At 42.2% G+C, this 23009-nt stretch carries 16 protein-coding genes; 5 read left to right on the plus strand and 11 right to left on the minus strand.

What is annotated here, in order from left to right; translation table 11 throughout:
* Window positions 1-211: 211 nt before the first annotated feature.
* The 3 genes from AAG747_RS23350 to AAG747_RS23360 all read right to left on the minus strand — a co-directional run bounded on the left by AAG747_RS23350 (window position 212) and on the right by AAG747_RS23360 (window position 5033).
* Window positions 212-991 (minus strand): RDD family protein, encoded by a 780-nt coding sequence (locus AAG747_RS23350; protein ID WP_346823658.1) that lies wholly within the window; start codon window positions 989-991, stop codon window positions 212-214.
* Window positions 992-1176: 185 nt separating this feature from the next.
* Complete coding sequence (locus AAG747_RS23355) at window positions 1177-3969, minus strand: T9SS type B sorting domain-containing protein (RefSeq protein WP_346823659.1); 2793 nt, start codon at window positions 3967-3969, stop codon at window positions 1177-1179.
* Window positions 3970-4547: 578 nt separating this feature from the next.
* A complete protein-coding gene (locus AAG747_RS23360; protein ID WP_346823660.1) occupies window positions 4548-5033 on the minus strand; it encodes a DUF6702 family protein in 486 nt (161 codons plus the stop codon).
* A 622-nt stretch (window positions 5034-5655) separates the two neighbouring features.
* Here AAG747_RS23360 and AAG747_RS23365 point away from each other — a divergent pair.
* Window positions 5656-8085, plus strand: coding sequence for a penicillin acylase family protein (locus tag AAG747_RS23365; protein WP_346823661.1), 2430 nt, complete (start codon window positions 5656-5658; stop codon window positions 8083-8085).
* Window positions 8082-8429 (plus strand): hypothetical protein, encoded by a 348-nt coding sequence (locus AAG747_RS23370; protein WP_346823662.1) that lies wholly within the window; start codon window positions 8082-8084, stop codon window positions 8427-8429. Before AAG747_RS23365 ends, AAG747_RS23370 begins: the two co-directional genes overlap by 4 nt.
* 189 nt (window positions 8430-8618) lie before the next feature.
* On the opposite strand, the gene AAG747_RS23375 is transcribed toward AAG747_RS23370, so the two are convergent.
* From AAG747_RS23375 to AAG747_RS23400, 6 genes are all read right to left on the minus strand, one after another.
* Entirely contained in the window at window positions 8619-10160 is a 1542-nt protein-coding gene (locus AAG747_RS23375) for a polyamine aminopropyltransferase (protein ID WP_346823663.1), read from the minus strand.
* A gap of 199 nt (window positions 10161-10359) precedes the next feature.
* Window positions 10360-11232, minus strand: coding sequence for a hypothetical protein (locus tag AAG747_RS23380; protein ID WP_346823664.1), 873 nt, complete (start codon window positions 11230-11232; stop codon window positions 10360-10362).
* Window positions 11233-11840: 608 nt separating this feature from the next.
* A complete protein-coding gene (locus tag AAG747_RS23385) occupies window positions 11841-12572 on the minus strand; it encodes a hypothetical protein (protein WP_346823665.1) in 732 nt (243 codons plus the stop codon).
* 483 nt (window positions 12573-13055) lie between these two features.
* Window positions 13056-13781 (minus strand): hypothetical protein, encoded by a 726-nt coding sequence (locus AAG747_RS23390; protein WP_346823666.1) that lies wholly within the window; start codon window positions 13779-13781, stop codon window positions 13056-13058.
* 112 nt (window positions 13782-13893) lie between these two features.
* Window positions 13894-14442 carry a DUF4178 domain-containing protein gene (locus AAG747_RS23395; RefSeq protein WP_346823667.1) on the minus strand — a complete coding sequence of 183 codons (549 nt, stop codon included), beginning with the start codon at window positions 14440-14442 and terminating at the stop codon, window positions 13894-13896.
* A gap of 122 nt (window positions 14443-14564) precedes the next feature.
* A complete protein-coding gene (locus AAG747_RS23400) occupies window positions 14565-15344 on the minus strand; it encodes an NRDE family protein (RefSeq protein WP_346823668.1) in 780 nt (259 codons plus the stop codon).
* Window positions 15345-15510: 166 nt separating this feature from the next.
* Between AAG747_RS23400 and AAG747_RS23405 the strand changes: the two genes are divergently transcribed.
* Window positions 15511-16161: an ABC transporter ATP-binding protein gene (locus AAG747_RS23405; protein WP_346823669.1), complete on the plus strand. Its 651-nt coding sequence runs from the start codon at window positions 15511-15513 to the stop codon at window positions 16159-16161.
* 17 nt (window positions 16162-16178) lie between these two features.
* Here AAG747_RS23405 and AAG747_RS23410 read toward each other — a convergent pair whose 3' ends face one another.
* On the minus strand, window positions 16179-16820 hold the full coding sequence (locus AAG747_RS23410) for a response regulator transcription factor (protein ID WP_346823670.1): 642 nt from the start codon (window positions 16818-16820) through the stop codon (window positions 16179-16181).
* Between the two features lie 820 nt (window positions 16821-17640).
* On the opposite strand from AAG747_RS23410, the gene AAG747_RS23415 reads away from it, so the two are divergent.
* Window positions 17641-20682 carry a SusC/RagA family TonB-linked outer membrane protein gene (locus AAG747_RS23415; RefSeq protein ID WP_346823671.1) on the plus strand — a complete coding sequence of 1014 codons (3042 nt, stop codon included), beginning with the start codon at window positions 17641-17643 and terminating at the stop codon, window positions 20680-20682.
* 42 nt (window positions 20683-20724) lie between these two features.
* Complete coding sequence (locus AAG747_RS23420; protein WP_346823672.1) at window positions 20725-22197, plus strand: RagB/SusD family nutrient uptake outer membrane protein; 1473 nt, start codon at window positions 20725-20727, stop codon at window positions 22195-22197.
* Between the two features lie 202 nt (window positions 22198-22399).
* Here the strand turns inward: AAG747_RS23420 and AAG747_RS23425 are convergent, their stop codons facing one another.
* Window positions 22400-22942 (minus strand): hypothetical protein, encoded by a 543-nt coding sequence (locus AAG747_RS23425; protein WP_346823673.1) that lies wholly within the window; start codon window positions 22940-22942, stop codon window positions 22400-22402.
* Window positions 22943-23009: the final 67 nt, after the last annotated feature.

The following is a 23009-nucleotide window of genomic DNA, read 5'->3' on the forward strand; positions in this document are numbered from 1 at the left end:
ATCAAAAGACCTTTTTACGTTTTACACTCTTTTGGAAAAATACCTAGTGCAGAAGTGGCTATTGCAGGAGGAAAGCCTCTTGCTGATTGTGATGATGACAAAAAATAAGTGGGATGAAAAGGTGCTCTCTTAAGTGTTATGCTGAACCCGGGATTGTAGAATAATAGTGCGGTGAATTGCCTATGTTACAGTATCTGAAAGTGAGAGGTTGTTAAGAGGTAGGTGTTGGAGATTCTTTCTGCTCTTTTGACGTATATAAAACCACTGTTTCACAAATCTTATCGTGAGTCGTTTGGTGATTTCTGTCCCAAAAGACTTGAAAAAAACCGATCAGAAATAAAGATGCGGAAGCCGTATATCCGGAGACTCTTTCAAAACTCATCCATAAAGACATCTTTTTACCATCGAGTCTTGTCACTCTGATTTTCATAAAACGCTTTCCGGGAGTTTGTCCGTTCCATTTCCAAGTGAATAGGGCGAAATAGAACAGTCCCCCGACAAACCCTGCAAAAATTTTCACTTCTGACATCACACCTACAAAAGGCTGCATGAGCAAATTGGCTTCGGATATTTTGTTGTATTCAATCAGGGAAGAAGGAAAAATAAGACCTGCCACAAAGCCAAGAGCCACAACAATAGAAACCACATAGATAAAAATGATGAAAAAGCGGATGTACACACTCAGGTAATTTGTAAACCCTTTGCGTACGCGTTCTTCCACATCCAGTTTATCCAGTTCATAATCCAGTTTCGACAGGGATTCATTCAATAAGGAACGGCTTTGGGATAAAACTCTTTTGGTCTTCCCCTTGACAAATACCAATACCGTGAATAGCAGAACCGCAACCGATAGGTATTTTACACCCAATATAATCAGGGCCCAGTCAATGGCATAGGCCACTAGCCTATTGGAGAAACTGGCTAAATGCCTTTTCTGAATATTCTCATCAATTTTATGAGCAACAAATTGTTTGGGCTTTGTATTTAGCATATTTATAAAGAAACTTAAGATAATAGGAAGAGGTAAAGTAAGCATGATAAACACCCTGTACCTCAAGGGTATCTTCCCGGATAAGCACCTTTAATTTGCAAAATAGCAAAATTATAATGTAAAATAATAGCAAACCGGCAGATCTCTCTGCCGGTTTGCCTGAAATAACGGAAGCGGTAAAAAGGCTAATTTTGATTGTTGCCGGGGATCACACTTACCCAACCCTTCAGGTTGACTTCTTCCTCCTTCTCAAACAAGCGCCTGAAGAACACCTTAGCATGATAATAATAAATTCCGGAAGGTACCATTTTGCCATTTTTATCCCTGCCGTCCCATAAGATATTAATATCCTGATCCGTAGAATACATTTCTTCTCCCCAACGGTTATATACTGTAAATTCTACCTTGCGTACAAAGCGGGGGCAACGGAAAGGAATAAACAGGTCGTTTACTCCATCACCATTGGGTGTAAAAACATTGGGCAGTTCATAATAGGGGCAGTTATCATTACATTCGATATTGGAAAAAACACTCTCATTGCCCCGTTCATCCAAAGCCGTTACGGCATAACATCCGGCCAAGGAGCTTAAATTTTCATGAAGGAAAAAGGTATCCGGTACGCTGATCAGAAATTCCAATTGGGTGCTGTCACTTCTGGGCGAATAATAGATATTATACATTTCAATGTCCTGGTCGCATTCGGGCGACCTGTCGTTGGTCCATTTCAAGCGGTTGGTATATAAAGTGTCCGTACATAAAGAGGAAGGATCGGCTTGTGCGATAAAAGACGCACAGTCTAAGGTATCTAATGTGAGGAAAGGCGGACAAGGCGGGATGGTATCCAATAGTTCGTCACAAATTACTTGGGAATAATTTTCCAGCGGTTCAAAAATTTCCGGATTTTCATAGGTGCCGATCGTTAAAACACGGTAACAATATTCTTCATTTTCGACCATCGGTTCACCGGCTGCGCTCCCGTCATCGGTATACATAAATCCGTTTTGTACCACATCCACACTATCCAAAAATACCATGTTGCCCGGATCACTCGTCCGTTTTTCCCGGAAAATCGCATGCTTTCGGAATGCACTGGATTGGTTGTTCCAAGGCACATCTGCTTCCCAACGCAGCGTAATCGATGAAACGGAGGCTTCCGTTTCCAATCGTACCGAGGAAGCCGAAGCCGAAGTATCCACTACACTGCCATCAGAGAAGAGTATCACACGGTAGTTGTAGACTAACTCTTCGGTATTGAGTCCGGTATCATTGTAAATCGTATCGTTTTCACCAAACAGGCCGCCTATGGGGGTTAAGCCTGCGTCTCCATCGAATCCTTCCGCCCGGATTAAGCGGTAGGTGTAGGGTCCGGGAAACAGGTCCGTATCCAGGTCAATGGCTTTGGTCCAGTTTACCAAAATTTCCCCATTACTGATATCCGTTTCTTCCACACTTACTTTCGTGATATACGGAGCACTGGAAGGGATAAAAGCGCAAACCTCCATGGAGGCAAAGCTTTCTCCACCCTTAGGGCCCGGAAAAACGGCAAAGATACGGTAACAATAAGTTCTCCCTTTTTCCAAATTACTATCCACAAATTGGGTTTCTCCTATATCTACTTCACCTACTTTTTCATAGCCTGTGTAGGGGGGGAGTCCGGTTTCACAAGGACCCGGGTCAAATTCAAATGAACCGGTGCGTCTCCAAATAGTCATTTTGGAGGCATTGGAACATTGGTAGTTTTCCCAAGTAAGGCTGATGGAGGCATTGGCTTCATCCGGGTCGGCAATTAAGGTATCCGGGGGCGGGCCGAGGACAAAGATGCGCCAGGTTTGCAAATCCGCCAGTCTGCCTGGAAGGTCCAAGGCTTTAAAAGTAGCCTGGTAGGGTTCTTCTCGTACATCGTTACAGGTGGTTTCCCACCGGAAAAGCCCCATTTCAAGGCCATTGGGTGGTTGTAAGCCAAAGGTATCAAAGGTAGCACTGATCGAGGGTGGGGAGAGGTCAAAGATTCCCCCCGGTTGCGTATCCCCGTTATTATTAGGATCGTTGGCGGCCGTGAGGATAATACGATCCAGATCAGGGTCCCTTCCAATGATGGTATCCGTCAGAATCTCCCCGGCAATAATACAAGTATCCATGGGGACAATGACTTCCGGCCGGTTGTTTTCACAATCTTCCACAATGATTTGCATATCCCTGTTTACGCTTCCTATCAGAATGCCATTTCGCCACTCATCCACAAAAAAGGCCACATTGTATTCTCCGGGTACCCCAGGCGAATTCCAAACCAAGTCTCCGTTGACCGGGTCAATAGAAAAGAGCGGAGGTGTACTCCCATCTTCTTGTTCTGAACTCCAATTGGGGTTGTTGGGAAAAGTATAACTCTGCACATCTTGTCCTGCACCTTGTTTGCTAACGGTAATTCTGTAAGAAAGGCTGTCCCCTTCCGCATCAAAAGCCCCGGGGTTGTGAATAAAACGCTGCCCTACACATGCTTTGTCAACGGGGGGAATGAGCAGTATCGGAGAAGTATTATTTCCCAAAGCGGGAGAAATGACAAACCGGGATTCTATATAAAAGGGGGTGTCTCCGGAGGCAAACATATTGTTGATACCATTGTTCCGGTTGCGCTCAAAGTAACTGACCGAATAAGTACCTGCCGATGGAAAGCAAAAAACGGTGTCATAGCGAAGCACTTCTGTAGTACCATTGTTAATTAGCCCTAAAGAAGTGGGAGGAACCTGGAATATGTCCAGTGGCGTAGAGGTACCTACGGTTCTGAAGATAAATTCACCCGGAGCGGCAGGCACCCCTTCTGTATCCCGGTAAAGCATCACCGTAAAATGATAACATAGATTGCTTTCACCTTCAATGCGTCTAGCGGTTAAGTCTCCTGCTCGGATATGGGTTGCATAAAGGGATGGGACAGTACCAAGAAGACTTAACAGGATGAGTATAGCCAGTCTTAACTGATTCATCGGTTCTGGGTTGAGTTGGACGGAAATAAAAATTATTCTATAGTGCCGGACAGCTTTGGGCCGGGTGTAGAAAGTGTTTGGAAAAATGTATTTTCTTAGGATCTATCTTTGTTGAAATAAATTAATGGATTTTTATTTCTAATGCAATAAAAACCCCTTTCTTCTTGTGACGGAAGATGCAAGATGCGGCTCAAATTATCACTTGTTAACCAAAATGTACGGAAAACAATCCTCCCCTCTTTCTGTAGTGTACAAGTTATTATGGTTGGATTTTACAAAGGTGGCAGGTAGAAAATACCTTAGGATTGTCGAGTGGAAATCCCCTGTTTTTAATTCAAATTGCAAAGGCTTGCTCCAACCATTGGGTGGATGCGTGAGTGAAAAGAAAGTTGTAGGAGTACATAAATATAATGCTCTCCGAACTAATAGAAAGCTTTGCATTTTATTAATACATACACATATTCCTTATTAAGGGCTCGGTTTTGGTTCTTCAAAGGGCAGAGTCTTTTGGGGAAAGCCATGAGAGGCTGATGGAGAAAACCGGAGTGGTCAAGCGCCTGTCAATTTGTTTTCCGGGATTAAAAATGAAAGGTCTCCTTGGCTTGGTCTTGGGATAACAGACCGCTTTTATGATTTTCCAGGTATTTGAAATGGATGATATTTTTCTGATCATCAAAAATATTGAGCAATACCGAATTGCCGACTTCTACCTTTTTAAGCTTTTTGACATTGGGTACTTCTTGATAAATCCAGATGGCTTCAAAATCAGTTTCATTACCAATATAAGTGGGGCTTTTGGTTTTGTTATTGACTTTAATCCAAAAATGCTTTTCTATAAACTGTTGAATGTAGGCCTCCTTGTCCGGGTGAACATTTTCCGAGCCCAATTTGAGTTCTACACCCATTTCTGTTTTCACTGCGTTTTCAAAATCATCCAAAAAGATCTTATGTGTAATTTCCAAAGACTTATGGTTGGCATTGTATTCAATGTTGCTGATCCCGATATGAATAGGGTGGAAACTTGCCAACAAATATGCGATATAGAGAATGGTGGATACGGGCATTTATAAAACAATGTTTAGTTGAGAACCGGTTGAATTTTATAAATCAGATGAGTAATCAATCATTGGCAAAGGTACAAGAAGTACCAAGGGAATTATCACTCTCCTGGGTATTTTTTGTATTCATCCATCAACTGGCATGTTGCTATGAACCATAGCAGCCGGACACATACGCATAAGTTTTTTATCGAGGTATCCCTTGCCATTGAGTCTTCATTTGAGAGGCGGGTTAAAAAAAATATAAGAAAAATCCATTGTATTTGACAGACCAAAAGAAGATTGCTATATTCAACAAGCAAATTTTGACAATGAGACCGCACCAAGTTGAAACCGGTCATCGTTGGCCGTGGATTAATAACCTATAACTTACTACTTTCATAATTACCATACTGTTCGTCCGGCTACACTAGGTAGGCAATGTGGCTGTTTGCATTTCCATGCATTGAAAAATACAGCAAGGAAGGCATTGGTATTGCTCCTGTTATTTCTACACTTTGTACATTTACAAGTCAAGTGATAAATGAGAGAGCCTTTGCAAAGTACTTATCAAGTTGATGTATCTTATCTTGCACTAACAATCATTCTATCCTTTGAAAAGACATGTACCATACAAATCCTTAACCGAATGAAAGTGTTAAAACTGATCGTTTCGGCCGCAATAAGCGTAGCATTGATTGCGGTGTTGAATATGAAAATGGGAATGGCCCCTCCCTTGGGGAAATTTTTAGATCCGTTTCACGGGTTCTGGCAAAACTCGGAAACCATGGATATCCGCTGGAAACAGCAACTGACTGCCGATGGTTTACAAGCCCCGGTCAAAGTAGTGTACGATGACGTGATGGTGCCGCATATTTTTGCCGAAAATGACGATGACCTCTATTTTGCACAAGGGTATGTTACCGCTCAACACCGCTTATGGCAAATGGAATTTCAAACCCATGCCGCTTCCGGACGACTTTCGGAGTTGGTAGGTGATAAAGCCCTGGAATTTGACCGCAGACAAAGAAGACGAGGGATGGTGTTTGCCGCTGAAAACTTTATTCAACAATTAGAAAAATCTCCTCAACTGAAAAAAGTAGCGGAAGCATATACGCGAGGAGTGAATGCGTATATTCAGGGCTTGTCGTATGAAGATCTTCCTTTGGAATACAAACTGTTGAACTATCAACCCGAAGAATGGACTTTGCTGAAATGTGCCTTATTCCTTAAGTACATGGCGAGTGACTTGACCTTGTTTGAGTTGGACCTGGAGTATACCAATGCCATGAAGCTATTTGGTAGAAAGTATTTTGATATGCTTTATCCCGATACTGTGCCCGGTCAAGATCCTATTGTGAATGGCATGGCCCAATGGAATTTCGAACCTACTAAGGTGGATACGGTGAAGGGTGCATTTGCCATAGATCAATTTGTGGCCACAGAAAAAAATGCCAAACCCCATCCGGATAATGGGAGTAATAACTGGGCTGTGGGAGGAAGTAAGACGCGATCCGGAAATCCCATATTGTGCAATGATCCTCATTTAGGCTTGAACTTGCCTTCCATCTGGTATCAGATCCAATTGCACTCCCCGGAAGGAAACGTCTATGGTGCTTCCTTGCCCGGGGTACCTACGGTGATCATCGGTTTCAATGAGCAGGTAGCCTGGGGCGTTACCAATGCCAAACGCGATGTGGTGGACTGGTATAAGGTGGAGTTTAAGGATGATTCCAGGGAGGAGTATAAATTGGATGGCGAATGGGTGAAAACCCGAAAGAGGGTCGAGGAAATTAAGTTACGGGGCAGTGAGTCTTATTACGATACCGTTTGCTATACAATCTGGGGGCCTGTATTGTATGACGAAACCTTTGAACCTGCCAATGGTAAAAATGGCTATGCATTCCGCTGGATCGCTCATGACCCTTCCGAAGAGATGCATACGTTTTATAAGTTAAACAAAGCCCGAAACTATCAGGATTATTTGGATGCCTTGGACCATTATACCTGTCCTGCACAAAACTTTGTGTTTGCGGCAACCAATGGGGACATTGCAATGAAAATCCAGGGGAAATTTCCTGTAAAGTGGCCCGAACAAGGGAAATTCTTAATGGACGGAACCCATTCGGTCAACGCTTGGCAAGCCTACATTCCCTCAACGCAAAATGTGCATCACTACAATCCGGCAAGGGGCTTTGTGAGTTCTGCTAACCAGTACCCCGTAGATACCGGATATCCGTACTATGTGTACGATGCCCGGTATGAACAGTACCGCAACCGCCGGATCAATCAGGTATTGGACTCTTTACAACAGATCACAGCGGAAGATATGATGAACCTGCAAAACGATAACTATAACCTGATTGCTGCCGAAAATTTACCCTTTTTGCTCCGGCAAGTGGAAAGCTTGGAAATGAATGAAGAGGAAAGAAAAATCTATGAGGCGCTGCAACAATGGGATTTCTTTAACGAAGTGGATGTTGCCGGGGCTGCTTATTTTGAAGCTTGGTTTGATGAATTGAAAACTCTGGTATGGGACGAAATGCAAGGAAAATCGATAGCCTTGGTATCTCCTTCTCATTATACTACCTTTCAATTGCTGAAAGAAAATGCTGACTTTGAGTTTTTTGATGTGTTGAGTACTCCCGAAAAAGAAAATGCCTGTAAGGTGATTCAAATGGCTTTTCAAAAAGGGGTAAAGCGTATTCTCTCATGGAAAAAAGAACAGGGAAAAGAGATGGTGAAATGGGGGGATTATAAAGGAACTTATTTGCAGCACTTGGCCCGTTTAGAACCTTTTAATATCAGAAATGTACAAAACGGAGGTAATCACAATATTGTCAATGCGACCAGTGAGCGGCACGGTCCTTCTTGGAGAATGGTGGTCGAATTAGATCCGAAAGGTGTGAAAGCTTGGGGAGTATATCCGGGGGGACAATCCGGTAATGTGGGCAGTCCGTATTATAACAACCTGTTGCCTTACTGGGAACAAGGCAAATACTATCCCTTGCTATTTATGCAATCTGTTGAAGAAAAAAGCGAGCGTATTATTTTTGACCAAACCTTACAAGCAAAATGAAATTCTGGACTTCTATTCTATCAATCATCATTTTAGTAGTGGCATTAGAGTTAGTACTTCCTTGGTGGAGTATTGGCATTGCAGCTTGTATTGGTGGTTTGCTCAATGCAGAAACCCCGGCCAAAAACTTCCTGATCGGTTTTACCGGGGTCTTTTTGGTGTGGACGGCTTATGCCTTGTTTATTGACTTCAACACTTCTTCAATCTTGTCCGGTAAGGTTGGCGAGCTATTGTTTTTGCCCTCTCCCATACTCCTGGCTCTGGTGACGGGCTTGTTAGGGGGTATAGTGGGAGGGTTTAGTTGTTTGACCGGAAGGCTTTTGAAAGCGGTGGTTAAAAATTAATTTATAAATAGGTCAAACCCCGGAAGTCATTTTGTGGCTTCCGGGGTTTGACTGAATGTACGGCAAAATAAATCTTTTTTAATTCGCCATTTCCTTTTCTATTACAACTTGCAGAGTATTGGTAACCAACTATTTGCTATTTTGTCCTTTCACTCATTCATCAAGTAAGAACCAAAAATGCAAGAGGGTCTAATACAGGTCCCAATTACCGGTTCGATAATACCCCGGCAATACCGGATTGTGTATGGTATTGACCTGTACGGCACTGGAATCCATAGGAATCACACTTTTTCCAAAAGACGAAATTTGATGCATGGCATCATTATTCAACCAACGAGTGGGAATCGAGTCAAACGTCATAGATTGTAAAACCGGCTTTAACTTTTCCTGTGGGACGGATTTACTTCCGATTACCCAGCCCCATTCTCCCAGGGTAAGTACTTGGTTGTGCAAAGGCAGTGCATTGAATCCCGCTTTTCGAATCGTTTTTTCCACACAATAAAAAGCCCGGGTCGCATAATAAGGACTACCGGCTTGCACCACGATGCTTCCATGAGGCCTTAATTGCTTGTAGCACATTTTGTAAAATTCAAAGGAAAACAAGCGTCCAAGCTCAATGGATTTGGGATCGGGAAAATCGACAATGATTACATCGTAAAAGTTTTGGCTATTGGCCAGGTACGTATACGCATCCGTGTTCAACACTTTTACCTTAGGATGATTTAAGGCATTTTCATTGAGTTCGGTAAAAATGGGGTGGTTTTTTCCCAGATCTGTTACCTTTTTATCCAAATCTACCAAGGTGATGGATTCTACTTGTGGGTATTTTAACACTTCACGGGCGGCACAGCCATCTCCACCACCCAGGATAAGGATATTGACCGGATGGGAGGCTAACTTCATCACCGGGTGCACCAAAGGCTCATGGTAAAGCCACTCATCCAAGGTGCTGAGTTGTTGGTTGCCATTCAGGTAAAGCCAATAATTATCTTTCCACTGAGTGACAATGATTTTTTGGTATTGAGATTGATCGGAATAAATGATTTTGTCTTTATAGCGTTTTTGCTCACCAAAGAGAATGATGGGTTTCGAAAAGCCGAGTCCGGCCAGTAAAATCAGTACAACACTTGCTGCCGAAAACAGGATTTTCCTTTTTTCCTCCTCTTGAATCAGGTATTTCAGCTTAAAATACAGGAAAATGGCCACCAAAAAATTAATTCCTCCCAAGATAAAAGGCGTGTAGGTAAGCCCCAGATAGGGCAAACCGATAAAAGCGAAAAAGACCCCTCCGATCAGGCTACCGTAATAATCGTTTTCCAAGGCCCCGGAAATATTGACTTTCAAGGATTCGAATTGATTGTTGATCCGGATAACCAAAGGAATTTCCATCCCGATTAAAAAACCGATGGCAATACTCATGGAATAAATCAAGATCCCATTATAGGTGGCATAAGCCGCTACGGTGTAGGAAATCAAAGCACTAAAAGAAACCAACAGGGTCAGAATAAATTCGATCAGAATAAATTTCCCTAATAAATTGTTGTTGAGAAATTTACTCAGGCGGCTTCCTAAGCCCATGGCAAATAACATGATCGAGAGGATCATTGTCCACTGAAAAGTGGAATTGCCCAAAAAATACGTGGCCAGGGTGGAAAGAATATACTCCGCAACAATTCCGGACAAACCCGTAGCAAATAAGGCTACTTTGAGAATATTGGCTTTTTTTAACATAGGGTAACGGTGAATGGTTTTTTTGACCTGATCAATCGTATGCTCAGGTATTGTACATACTACTAGAGAACTTCTTTGTAAGACGTTTGATTTACGATGTATCTTGCAACCGAAAGTTCTCTGCACTACATAAAAAACCCGAAGAACCGGTAAGCTCTTCGGATAAATTAAGACTTTTGCAAAGTTCGTGAAAAATCTTCTATTTTCCGCCACTTGAGTAGGAACGGGATCGGGTAGAAGAACCGGAACTGTAACGAGAGCCGGAACGGGTGCGTACAGAAGAACTCGAACGGGAATTGGCAGAAGAGCCGGAATTATAACTTGAACCAGCACTCGAACGTGTAGGAGAACTATGTTTTAGCTGGGAAGTAGAAGTCATAGAAGAAGACCCTGAGCGAGTACGTGAGCTAGGGCCTGAAGAGCGGGTCACCCGGCTTTGAACCCGGTTCTTAAAGCTGTTATTAGGGTTTTGCTTAGCGACTACGGACGATCTGGAACCGTATTGCGGTAAACCGGAAGAAGTGGTTCTTCCGTAATACGGACGGCTACCCCGGTAGTTGTATTTGTAATTTACATAATAAGTACGGTAGACCGGCCCGGCCATTAAACCCATCATATTGCTCATAAAGGCATATTGTCCGTAAAACTCCCAGAAAGATTTTCCCTGACTATCCGTGGCCCACTTTCCGTATTGATCATTTCCTACATAGCGAGAATAGCCCGGAGGAGCGGTTTGTTTAGTCACTTTTCCGTCTACTTTCGACACAATTTCCATCCCCATATCATCCTGATGCTCGTTAAAAAGTCCTTCATCCACTTCGTACCACTCGGTGATTTCCTCGTAAGGTGTTCCGTCCTCTTTTTCTTTGATGAGCTTATATTTATGCTGATAAACATCGGAAAAAGACTCTTCCACATCCATATCGTACAAGATAATGGTAAAGTTCTTTTCCTTATCCATCTCGAGGATTAAGGTATCGATCGGAGATTTGACAAACTCTTTCCCTCCGCAGGCGCCTAAAAATAGCAAGTATACAAGTAAGGGTAATTGCTTAACTGTTGTGTGATACATACGTTTGATAATGATTATGAATAGTTATTAATTACAAGGGGTAAGTTGGTTGATTTGTGGATCAATGATTCATAACTGAGTCGATCGGGCTTAGCACTTCAAGTATTCTTCCTGATATGGAGCATGTTTCAATTTCATCCTTTGGGTCAAAAACTCTTTTTGTAGGGTCTCCCGTGTTGCTTTTTGAGGGGGTCGGTACCTCAAAACGAATTTTACAACAGGCTCTTACCTATATTTTCTTCCAAGCAACTAAAGTTAATTTTTTTTCAACTTGCTACCTTCGGTTAAAGTCAGAAAGCTTACCTTATTGATGAAATAAAAAAACTTCTTCAGGCTTACTGATGCTTCTCTGGTTCTTTACAAATCTTTAGACCATATTCTACCTCAAAACCTTTACACAAATCGGTAAGGTGAATTTTGGCAAGCTCATAATGAAACCCTTAGAAAACCGGATGGCACAACCTTATATTTTACCCTTTCAAAGGTAGTCGATTTTCTGAAAAAGGCCTTCGGTTTTCATTTATATCGATTTTACCACATTAAAAAATCCGAAGAGTATTTTAACTCTCCGGATAAATTAAGACTTTACAAAGTTCGTGAAAAAGCTACTATTTTCCGCCTCTTGAGAAGGAACGGGAACGGGTAGAAGAACCAGAACTATAGCGTGAACCAGAACGGGAAGAACGGCTTACCCGTCTCTGTACCCTGTTTTTAAAACTGCTATTAGGGTTTTGCTTAGCCACTACGGAGGATCTGGAACCGTATTGTGGCAAACCGGAAGAAGTGGTTCTTCCGTAATACGGACGTCTACCAAGGTTATGGTAATTGTATCTATAGTCCAAATAAGATGTACGGTATACCGGCCCGGCCATTAAGCCCGTCATATTGCTTATAAAGGCATATTGTCCGTAAAACTGCCAGAAAGAGTTACCACTGCTATTGGTTGCCCATTGTCCGTATTTTTCATTTCCTACGTAACGGGAATAGCCCGGAGGTGCGGTTTGTTTAATCACTTTTCCATCTACTTTCGAAACGATCTCCATACCCATGTCATTCTGATGTTGGTTAAAAAGTGCTTCATCCACTTCAAACCAGTCGGTGGTTTCCTCATAAGGTGTACCATCTTCTTTTTCTTTGATGAGTTTATATTTATGCTTATAATCTTTAAAGAAAATTCCTTCCACATCCATGTCGTACAAGATGATGGTAAAATTCTTTTCCTTATCCATATTGCGGACTAAAGTATCGATCGGAGATTTGATAAATTCTTTTCCTCCGCAGGCGCCTAAAAGCAACAAGCATAAAACCAGAGATAATTGTTTAACTGTCGTGTTATGCATAAGATTGATTATGGTTATTAATTTACAAGAGCCAAGTCTGTTGACTTGTAAGTCAATGAATGATTAACTATACTTTTTTGGGAAATCTCTATAATGAGGGAGATCTGACTGTTTTATCCGGGTAAAATATTACAGAATTCAGGCCAGACTCTTCGAGTGTTCCCACTGTTTCATCTGCTTCCTCACTTAAGCGACTGAAGTTAATTTTGCTTCCAACTGTGCATCAGAAAGGTTCTCTTGTTGAAGCTAAGTATCTACCACAAAGCCTTTACAAAAACAGGTAAGATGGATTGTAGCAGGGTTAGTATGAAACCAGTTTTCTATGAAAGAATCTAATCTTGAGTTTTACCGTTTCAAAGGTAGTTGATTTCTTAAAAAGGCTTCCTTTTTTCATTTATATTGATTTTACTGCATAAAAAAATCCGAAGAACCAATATGCTTTTCGGATTTTTTTAGCACTTTACAAAGTTCGTAGGAAATCTACTATTTTCCGCCACTTGAGAAAGAACGGGATCGGGTAGAAGAACCGGAACTATAGCGTGAACCAGAGCGGGAAGAACGACTCACTCGGCTTTGTACTCTATTTTTAAAGCTACTATTAGGGTTTTGTTTGGCAACCACGGAAGATTTGGAACCGTATTGTGGTAAACCGGAAGAGGTGCTTCTTCCGTAATACGGACGGCTACCCCGGTAGTTGTCTCTGTAGTCTACATAAGAAGTACGGTAGACCGGTCCGGCCATTAAACCCATCATACTGCTCATAAAGGCATATTGTCCGTAAAACTGCCAAAAAGAATTGCCACTGCTATTGGTTGCCCATTGTCCGTATTTTTCATTTCCTACGTAACGGGAATAGCCTGGAGGCGCAGTTTGTTTGGTCACCTTTCCATTTTCCTTCGAAGCGACTTCCATCCCCATATCATTCTGATGTTGGTTAAAAAATGCTTCTTCCACTTCGTACCAATCGGTAGTTTCCTCATAAGGTGTACCGTCTTCTTTTTCTTTGATGAGCTTATATTTATGCTTATAATCTTCGAAAAAAGAACCTTCTACGTCCATGTCATACAAGATGATGGTAAAGTTCTTTTCCTTATCCATGTCGCGGATTAAGGTATCGATCGGAGATTTGGCAAATTCTTTTCCTCCGCAGGCGCCCAAAAGCAGCAAGCATAAAACCAAAGATACTTGTTTAACTTTTCTGTTATGCATAAGATTGATTATGGTTATTAATTTACAAGGGTCAAGTCTGAAGACTTGTAGGTTAATAATTAAGTAATGTACTTTTTTTGAAATAGTCTGAAATACAGTGATATATAAAGTATTATCCGGGTAAAATATTACTGAATTGCTCGGGTTCTTCGAGTACTCCTACAGACGCTTCAAATTCGTCTTCTCCCCATTGCTCAATATTCAGGGCGTATTTTTCGGAATCATCGTAATAGTCCCAAGTAATAAATTCGGACCAATTTTCATTGTCAGTATTCCGGAAATACCCCGGGCGTTCACTTTCCCGGTAATACGTTTTTCCTTCATATTCAATTTTACGAGGGGGTTTGCCTTTGTTGATCAAGGACTCTTCTACCCCCTCATCCAAGCGGCCGAAGTTGATTTTTTTCAGCACTTGTATTTCTAATTCGTCATCCTCGTCTAAACTCAGAAAGATGGTTTCATCAGAGCTCACCAACTTAAATTCATAGGAAAAGTAATTGTCTCCCCAGTCGTATTCGTATTCCTCCGCCACTTCCCAAGTCTTTAAATTATAATCTACCACAAACCCTTTACGCAAGTCGGTAAGGCGGATATTGGTGGGATCGTAATGAGGTCCTTCTTCCTTTTTTTCTTTTTTCTTTTTAAAAAATCCAAATGGCATGATGTCAATTTTTTTTACCCTTTCAAATGTAGTCAATTTCCTGAACAAGGAGAAAAGTATCACCGGAGTGATATGTTGGTTCTATACGTAAAATAACGCTTTACAGATACAAAACCTCCTATTTAAATAACTTCCGTAACGGCCAGGTTAAAAGAATGGGAGGTTTCTTGGTATTGTTGACTGCCTGGTGTATAGGTCCGTTCGGTAAACATCACTGTTTTTTTGCGGTCAATGGTGAGCACGGTAGAACAACGGGTGCCATACCTTTCCATTTTGATAAATTTAGGCGATAACTGCCGCTCCATTTCCAATCCTACTCCTGTCTGGGGTAGTTGGCTGTCCGGGGCCATTTCCGTATCGTAGAGCATATCTAACAGGGGAGTGGCAAAAACGCGATGTTGTTGGATAATTTCTTGCAATTGATGTCTCCCTTTGGTCACTTTGGGCCAGTTGGTGTTTAGTAAATGGTTGCTCAAACCATAATAACCGGGGGGTAATCGTAAAGGAACGCCTTCCTTGTTCGAATAGTAATAGAGTTGTTCAAAAGTACCCACCAGTAAGTTAAAGCCATTGTAAAGGGAAGGCTCGTGCGGAAGATTTTCAAGGTAATGTTCAGGAGAAGAGTGTCCGGTGAGATAATCTAATGTTAAATTGCCTCGGGTAGGAGCATCTTTTATAATAGCTTCCGGGTCACGATAGTTGGTAATGGCCGAAAAGCGTCCTTCTTGAGTCATCCCCAGCCAGGTGCCACCGGCTTGTAAGTCTTTTCCTGCCAATAAGTTGGGCTGCTCTTCCCAGAAGTTTGCAGGGAGAGTAGGACGTTGGTAAAATTCATCCCGGTTGGCCGCCAGGATGAGCCGGTAATCGGGATGGGTGTCCCAGGCAAAAAGTATCAAACACATAGTCGTTTTTTGTTTTTGTAGTACACTGAAAACTCTCGGAAAAAAAAATCGGATAGCGTAAAAAAAATAGATTTTCGAAAAAAACTTCATTTTTTATGCCATAGCCCGTATTTTCAAAAAGTATATTCTCATCAGGTATTGTTTTTATAGACTCAACAAAAATTTTATGGCAACAATTCTGGAAGTTAACCAATTGCGAAAGTCCTTTTTCACCCCAATGGGAGAACTTGTGGTATTGCAAGATATTACTTTTTCCGTACAAGAAGGAGAGTCTTTGGCAATAGTGGGAGCCTCCGGAAGTGGCAAATCTACTCTGTTAGGACTTTGTGCCGGACTGGACCGGGTATCGGGAGGGACAGTGAGCCTCACCGGATTGAACCTGGCCAGTCTCAGTGAAGACGAACGGGCTTTGTTGCGAAGAAAACAAATGGGCTTTGTTTTTCAAAGCTTTCAGTTGATGCCTACATTAACGGCCCTGGAAAATGTTGAGTTGGTTGTGAATATGAACCACCATCGAAAAGAATCACAGTTATCCCGGCATATTTTACAAAAGCTCGGACTGGGGCATCGCTTGCATCACTATCCGGGGCAATTGTCGGGAGGGGAGCAACAAAGGGTTGCCATCGCCCGGGCTTTTGTCCTTCAGCCCAAAATTATTTTTGCCGATGAACCTACCGGAAACCTGGATGCTCTTACGGGATGTAATATCATCAACCAACTCTTTGATTTGAATTCCGAGCATGGAACCACTCTGATCGTAGTGACGCATGATGAAGCCTTGGCGGCCAGAGCCAAAAAAGTATATAGATTGGATTAACTACCTTACCCAGCTTATCAAATTAATTTTTCGCTCAAGGCTTTTTGGATAGCTTCCGACCGGTTTCGAACCTGTAGTTTATCGTAAATATGCTTGATATGAGTTTTGACGGTTTCTTTGGAAATAAATAATTTCTCGGCAATCAATTCATAGGTATTGCCTTGGGAAACTTCGGTCAGTACTTCTGTTTCTCTTTTGGAAAGCGGTGAGTGGGGATTGCGCTGAAACGACTGTACTACCATTTTGGCAATGACGGCACTCATAGGGGCTCCGCCTTCCATGATTTTCCGGATAGCTTCCACCAATTCCACGGCCGATACATTTTTCGTCAGGTATCCTGTAGCCCCGGCACTTAAGGCATTGAAGACCATTTGATGTTCCGTATGTACGGAAATGATGATGATACTGATCTCCGGGTTCATTTTCCGGATTTTCCGGATGCCGTCAATGCCGCTCATCCCGGGCAGTTCAATGTCCAATAAGAGAATATCCGGAGCATCTTTATGAAGTCTTTTGAGGGCATCTTCACAGTTGGGGTAGGTGCTGACAATGTGAAAAGAGGGAATGGTGTTCAAGATAAGGGCAAACCCCTCTCTTACTTCTTTGGTGTCTTCAATAATGACGATGTTTACTGGATCCTGTTGTAGATTCATTTTCATGAGTACGTTTTTAGATGGGTGGCATTAAATTGATCATGGGTGGAAAACGGCCGTCTGTATAAGCTGTTCGCCAAATGTATTTTTGTTAATTTCTCATCAGCATTTTGCTGGACAACGCAAGTACTGGCCTTACCGGCTCAACCTAGCTTGTAAAAAGGAAATATCAACGTCCATCAAAAAAGTATTGGCGATGGGTGTTAGGTATGCAAGTGTTTAAAAAGGTCTTGATGGCTCAAAGGCAGTAATTGGTAATTTCCAAGAAAAAGTAGAACCTTTTTAGGTAAATGTAAATACCCCAGAATAAGTGAATTTTAAGAATGAAATGTACTTTTTGGTACTGTTGGCAATAGTGTATCCCTATTTTAATGGGATGTTTTAGACTCTTGAATCCTTTTATTTATTTGGTAACAAGGTATAAACTATCAATAGTTCTGTAAACTACCATTTTATAATGAATTTTTCTAAGCTTAAAAAATCCACCTTTTCAGGTGATTTATCCCTTTTGATTTATTTCCAACTTTGCTGGTAGGAAGCATAAAAGAAATCCCATTTTTTAACCATGCTTCGTGTGTGCTTAATTAATTAACTATTCAGTACTGATTTTTACATCATCACCCATACAGGCTAATCCCCTGTAAGAGGGGGGAATGTATTCCCTTTGTAAAAATGGCTTAGCGAAAAACAAAAATTAGCATTCAATACATACTAAAAGGACAAGTGCCTGTATCAACAAGCGGGCACTTGATCGGTCATAGATTATCCACAACTAATTATTGAGTTTACAAGAAATTTCTAATTACACCTTATATCTAATAAACTTATGAAGAGATTACTACTCAATGTAATTGGAGTAAGTCTGTGTTTACTATGTATGCAGGCCTATGCCCAAGAGAGGACTGTAACGGGGACGGTTACGGCTTCGGAAGATGGCGCACCGTTACCGGGTGTCAGTGTATTGGTGAAAAGTACGAATACAGGAGGAGTTACTGATATTGATGGCAAATTCCGTATCGCTCTTTCCGAAAACGCGGAAGTACTGATTTTTAGCTTTGTCGGATATGAAAGCCAGGAGGTAGCCATTGGCAACCAATCGGTGATCAATGTTAGTTTGAAGGGCTCGGAAAAACTACTGGAAGAAGTAGTGGTGGTAGGCTATGGTACCCAAATCAAGCAGGACCTGACGGGGAATATCGCCAAAGTCAGTGGGGAAGAAATTAAAGAAATGCCCGTACAGAGTTTTGAGCAAACCTTACAAGGGAGAACCACCGGGGTATTTATCGAATCATCTAACGGGAAACCCGGGGAGGCGATTAAAGTCCGGGTGCGGGGCTCCTCTTCCGTATCGGCTTCCAACCAACCTTTGTATGTGGTGGACGGAATTCCGGTGACTTCGGAAAATCAAGGGATCACCAATAACCAACCGACCAACCCTTTAGCCGATATTAATTTCAATGATGTGGAATCCATTGAAGTATTGAAAGATGCTTCTGCGGCTGCTATTTACGGTTCGCGGGCAGCCAATGGGGTGGTCATCATCACCACCAAAAGGGGGAAAGCCGGGAAAACAAAAATCGATTTGAGTTATCAAACGGGTTTTAGCAAACCGACCAATAAAATTGGCTTTCTAAATGCTGCAGAATACCGCGAACTCTATACGGAAGCTACCTTACGTTATCTGGGCATTGATCCTGTTACTGCCACCGAACAAGACAAGCAAGATGCGGGTATCTTTTTGGAGGAAACTACCGGCTTGGTACCGGGCTTTGTATCGAATACCGAGACCGATGAAAATTGGGAAGATATTGCTTTTCAGGATGCAGTGAGTCATCAAGCTAACTTTTCCATGACCGGTGGAAATGAAAAAACACAATTTTATATCGGTGGTAATTATTTCGACCAGGAAGGAATTTTATTGGGAACGGGTTTTGAACGCTTCAGTGGCCGTTTGAATCTGGATCACCAGGCTTTTGACCGTTTGAAAGTAGGCGGTGGATTGAGTCTCTCCCGCACCGAACTGGAACGGGTGTCAAACGACAACGCATTTTCCACCCCTTTACAATTGGTAGCCCAAGCCCCGGTGACTCCGGCTTATGATCCGGAAACCGGAGAACCGAACCGGAACACTATTTATGACAATGGCTTGGTGGAATTTGCAAACTCGGAAAGTGGAACCGAGAACTATAGAATGTTGGGAAATATTTATGGAGAATTAACCATCCTGCCAGGGCTGCGTTTCCGTACAGACTTAGGTGTAGATTTATTGGACCAACAGGAAGAAAACTACTCGGGGATTACCTCGATAGATGGCCGCCCCTCTGGCTTGGGGGAAAGCCGGAAAGTGCGGGTAATAAACTTCAATACCAATAATTTCTTGACCTATTCCAAAAGTTTCAATAAGCTCCACAATTTGGATGTGACCTTGGGGATGAGCTTTCAACGTTCTTCCACTCAACTCACCAGTTTGCAGGCCAAAGGATTTCCGCATGATGAATTAAATACGATTGCCAGTGCCGTAGAAACCGTTACATTTATTGCATCGGAGGAAGACTTTTCCTTTTTGTCCTATTTTGCCAGGGCAAATTATAAATTCAATAATCGTTATTTATTGAATGTCAGTGCCCGGATAGACGGATCTTCCAAATTCGGCAAAGACAACCGTTACGGTTTTTTCCCGGCAGTATCTGCCGGCTGGATCCTTTCCGAAGAGTCCTTTCTGGACAACCTTGGAGTCCTTAGCTTTTTGAAACTCCGGGCCAGTTACGGATTAACCGGAAATGCCCCTACCTCAAATTTTGCACACCTTTCCACATATAAAGGGGTGAATTATGCCGGAAAACCGGGCTTGAGACCCTGGACACTCCCTAGTCCCGATCTTAAATGGGAAGAAACTACCCAAATGAATTTTGGTTTGGATTTTGGCCTTTGGAATGACCGCATTACCGGGGAAATTGATTATTATATCAAAAATACTACGGACCTCTTATTAAGCAGAACACTACCTGCTACTTCAGGATACACTTCCATTTTCGAAAATGTGGGAGAAATGGAAAATAAAGGGATCGAGTTACTTTTAAATGTAGCCATCTTGCAACAAAAGCCTTTCTCCTGGGACATGAGCTTCAACATTGCCCGGAATGAAAATGAAGTCGTGAAACTGTTAGGAACAGATATCATCGGAAATCCTTTCCGAGTGCGGGAAGGAGAGCCACTTGGGGTTTTCGTTACCCGGAAATATGCCGGAGTCAACCCTGACAACGGGGATGCTTTATACGCTGACGGGGAAGGTGGAACGACTGCGGATTACAACCTGGCTCCGAATATGGTGGTGGGCGATCCCAATCCTGACTTTGTGGGCGGTTTTACCAATAACTTTTCCTGGAACGGATTTGATTTGAATGTATTCTTCCAGTTTGTCCAAGGCAATGATATTTATGTGGGTTCCAAAACGTATTCTTCCAGTAATGCCTCCAGCTTTTTGGACAACCAAACCAAAGACCAGATGAGAAGGTGGCAAAAACCCGGAGATATTACCGATGTACCCCGGGCCGAATTGGTAGGAGGGATAGGAGATCAAACCTCCAGTCGCTATGTAGAAGACGGTTCGTATATCCGTTTGAAGACTATTACCTTGGGCTATAATTTCCCGAAAACAATTACTGATAAATTGTTTTTAAGAAGTCTGCGGGTATATGTGTCCGGGCTCAACTTATGGACCATTACCGATTATACCGGTTGGGATCCGGAAGTCAATTATACCGGTACCAATCGCTCCCAGACCAATACCAATTTGATCCAGGGGTATGACTTTTACACGGCTCCACAACCCAAAACCTGGAGCTTTGGAGTAAATATTGGCTTATAATTTCCGGAAGAAATATGTCTCAATTTTAAAATTAGAACAAACATGATAAAAATATATAAGGTGCATATAATGAGCCTGGTAGTAGCCGGAACCATGTTGCTACTCACAGCTTGTGATAGTCAATTGGATATTAAGCCCAGGCAGTTGATTAAAACCGAGGAAGTATTGGTGGATGAAGGAAACTTGCAATTGGTGTTGATCAGTGCGTATACAGGGCTAAAAGGGACCTTTGGGACAAATGAGGCCGGTGAGTTGTACGGAGGCGATTTTAACTTTTTCAGTGAATTATTAGCTTCCACCGGGGAAGTGACTTGGGTGGGGTCTTTTGACCAACAGAAAGAACTCATCAATAAAGCCGTTTTGGTTAACAATAGCCGGGTAAGGGACAGCTGGATACGTGCCTATGATGTGATGAATTCACTCAATATTGTGCTCAAATATTTGGACTTGGCTAAGAGTCCCGAAAGTAAAGCTTCTTTGGAAGGACAGGCTCTGGCATTGAGAGGTTTGATATACTTTGATTTAGTGCGTTTTTGGGGAACTCCGTACCAAGCATCGGATAGCGAATATGGGGTGCCATTGGTACTTACGCCAACGGAAAAAGTGGAGGACATTGAGTTTGTACCGCGAAATACGGTTCATGAAGTGTACGGGCAAGTGGTGGAAGACTTATTGAAAGCCAAACAATTATTAGAAGGCTTTGATAAAAATGATGTATTTATATCTTCTTATGCCGTTAGTGCCATTCTTTCACGGGTGTATTTGCAACAGGGTGAGTTTCAAAAAGCGGCTGAAGAGGCCAATAGGGTGATCGGCTTTAATGTAGATGGGAAAAATATTTATAAACTAATGGATTCGCCCCTAAAAGCATTTAACAACGAGTCCAATTCAACGGAAGATGTTTTTGCTTTGCAGTTGAATTCGGTAAGTACCTCCGGTGAAAATAATGCAGGCCTAACCACTCATTATGCCCGGCTTAACGGACATGGAAGAGGGGATATGCGCATCAGTCAATCGCATATTGACCTGTATGAGGATGGGGATTTGCGGGGAGGTGTCGTTGATAACCTGGCAGATGAGGCAGTGATTGCCAATGTAGATCAAATGTTTTATATCGGTGTCGGAGGGCAAAATGACGGAGGGATTCAAACTTCCAAATATGGTGACGGAAGTAGAAATATATCCATCATCCGTTTGGCGGAAATGTACCTGACACGGGCCGAAGCGAATTTTGAAGCAGGAACGAATATCGGAGCTTCTCCCCTGGAAGATATTAATGTGATCCGGGAACGGGCCGGATTGGACCCTTTGGCCGGACCCCTAACCCGGGAAATGATCCATAAGGAAAGGCATCTGGAACTGGCTTGGGAGGGTTTTACCTTGCATGATATGAAAAGATGGAAAGAAAATATCGGGAGCTTGGCTTATGATGCTCCGGAATTGATCTTGCCAATTCCCGAAAGAGAAATAGAAGCCAATGAAAACTTAAAACAACTGCCTCATTACGGTCAGTAATCTTAGGACTGGTTCAAACCAATCAAGTTGCCCCTTTCCGGTTGATCCGGGGAGGGGTTTTATATATACCTGTTCAGAATAGGCATTATTGTAATGAATTTGTAAATAGAAAAGAAGAGGTATATCGGTCTTTTCTTTTTGGGAATAGCCAACTGTTAGAAACTTCTTAGATAAGTGAAGTTTGTGATGTGTTAGTGTTATCTCACATTCTTAAGTAAGAAAATAGTTTTTGCTTTAAGGTGTTGGGAAATAGTGAGTATTGTTGCCGAAGAGCAGTCTCTGTTCTATAGAAGCTTTTTACTTCAAGATAAACCGTACCCTTCTGTTTTTCTTCCGGTTTTGCTCCGAAGTGTTGGATGCCAGGTTTTCCCGGTCGCTTTTTCCCAGGGCGGTGATCCGGTTTTCTTCCATGGTAGGCTTCCGGACAATTATGGTCGATTTCCTCTTGAAACAAATCCCTTAAATTAATCAATGTATTATTAGGAGGAATCCCCACTCTGTATAAGGCATTGATGGGCATTTGAAAACCCCAGACATCGGATTGGGGAGTGGCTTTGCAATGAAAGGCATAGTTGAGTACCGGATGGGTGAAAATAGAGGACTTGACAACCTTTTGTTTGTTTAAAATCAAACTATTGGCTTCCACATAGTAAATATAACAATGGGATGAAGGAAGCATTACATCCAACTTTTTGATGGTGTCCGTATTAAACTCAATAGGCTGTAATAAGAGTGGTGTATTCATTTTTTATATTTCAAAAATGTAGTAATACCAGAATTTTAGGGGTATGGTTTTAATATACTACTTTCTC

Origin of the sequence: Rapidithrix thailandica (genome assembly GCF_039710355.1) — a bacterium.
Classification (GTDB): domain Bacteria; phylum Bacteroidota; class Bacteroidia; order Cytophagales; family Flammeovirgaceae; genus Rapidithrix; species Rapidithrix thailandica.

Coding starts and splice junctions, on each gene's coding strand:
- AAG747_RS23425 (WP_346823673.1), bottom strand. CDS start 22,942: ATGAATACACCACTCTTATTACAGCCTATTGAGTTTAATACGGACACC.
- AAG747_RS23370 (WP_346823662.1), top strand. CDS start 8,082: ATGAAATTCTGGACTTCTATTCTATCAATCATCATTTTAGTAGTGGCA.
- AAG747_RS23380 (WP_346823664.1), bottom strand. CDS start 11,232: ATGTATCACACAACAGTTAAGCAATTACCCTTACTTGTATACTTGCTA.
- AAG747_RS23360 (WP_346823660.1), bottom strand. CDS start 5,033: ATGCCCGTATCCACCATTCTCTATATCGCATATTTGTTGGCAAGTTTC.
- AAG747_RS23365 (WP_346823661.1), top strand. CDS start 5,656: ATGAAAGTGTTAAAACTGATCGTTTCGGCCGCAATAAGCGTAGCATTG.
- AAG747_RS23420 (WP_346823672.1), top strand. CDS start 20,725: ATGATAAAAATATATAAGGTGCATATAATGAGCCTGGTAGTAGCCGGA.
- AAG747_RS23350 (WP_346823658.1), bottom strand. CDS start 991: ATGCTAAATACAAAGCCCAAACAATTTGTTGCTCATAAAATTGATGAG.
- AAG747_RS23390 (WP_346823666.1), bottom strand. CDS start 13,781: ATGCATAACAGAAAAGTTAAACAAGTATCTTTGGTTTTATGCTTGCTG.
- AAG747_RS23400 (WP_346823668.1), bottom strand. CDS start 15,344: ATGTGTTTGATACTTTTTGCCTGGGACACCCATCCCGATTACCGGCTC.
- AAG747_RS23410 (WP_346823670.1), bottom strand. CDS start 16,820: ATGAAAATGAATCTACAACAGGATCCAGTAAACATCGTCATTATTGAA.
- AAG747_RS23395 (WP_346823667.1), bottom strand. CDS start 14,442: ATGCCATTTGGATTTTTTAAAAAGAAAAAAGAAAAAAAGGAAGAAGGA.
- AAG747_RS23405 (WP_346823669.1), top strand. CDS start 15,511: ATGGCAACAATTCTGGAAGTTAACCAATTGCGAAAGTCCTTTTTCACC.
- AAG747_RS23415 (WP_346823671.1), top strand. CDS start 17,641: ATGAAGAGATTACTACTCAATGTAATTGGAGTAAGTCTGTGTTTACTA.
- AAG747_RS23375 (WP_346823663.1), bottom strand. CDS start 10,160: ATGTTAAAAAAAGCCAATATTCTCAAAGTAGCCTTATTTGCTACGGGT.
- AAG747_RS23355 (WP_346823659.1), bottom strand. CDS start 3,969: ATGAATCAGTTAAGACTGGCTATACTCATCCTGTTAAGTCTTCTTGGT.
- AAG747_RS23385 (WP_346823665.1), bottom strand. CDS start 12,572: ATGCATAACACGACAGTTAAACAATTATCTCTGGTTTTATGCTTGTTG.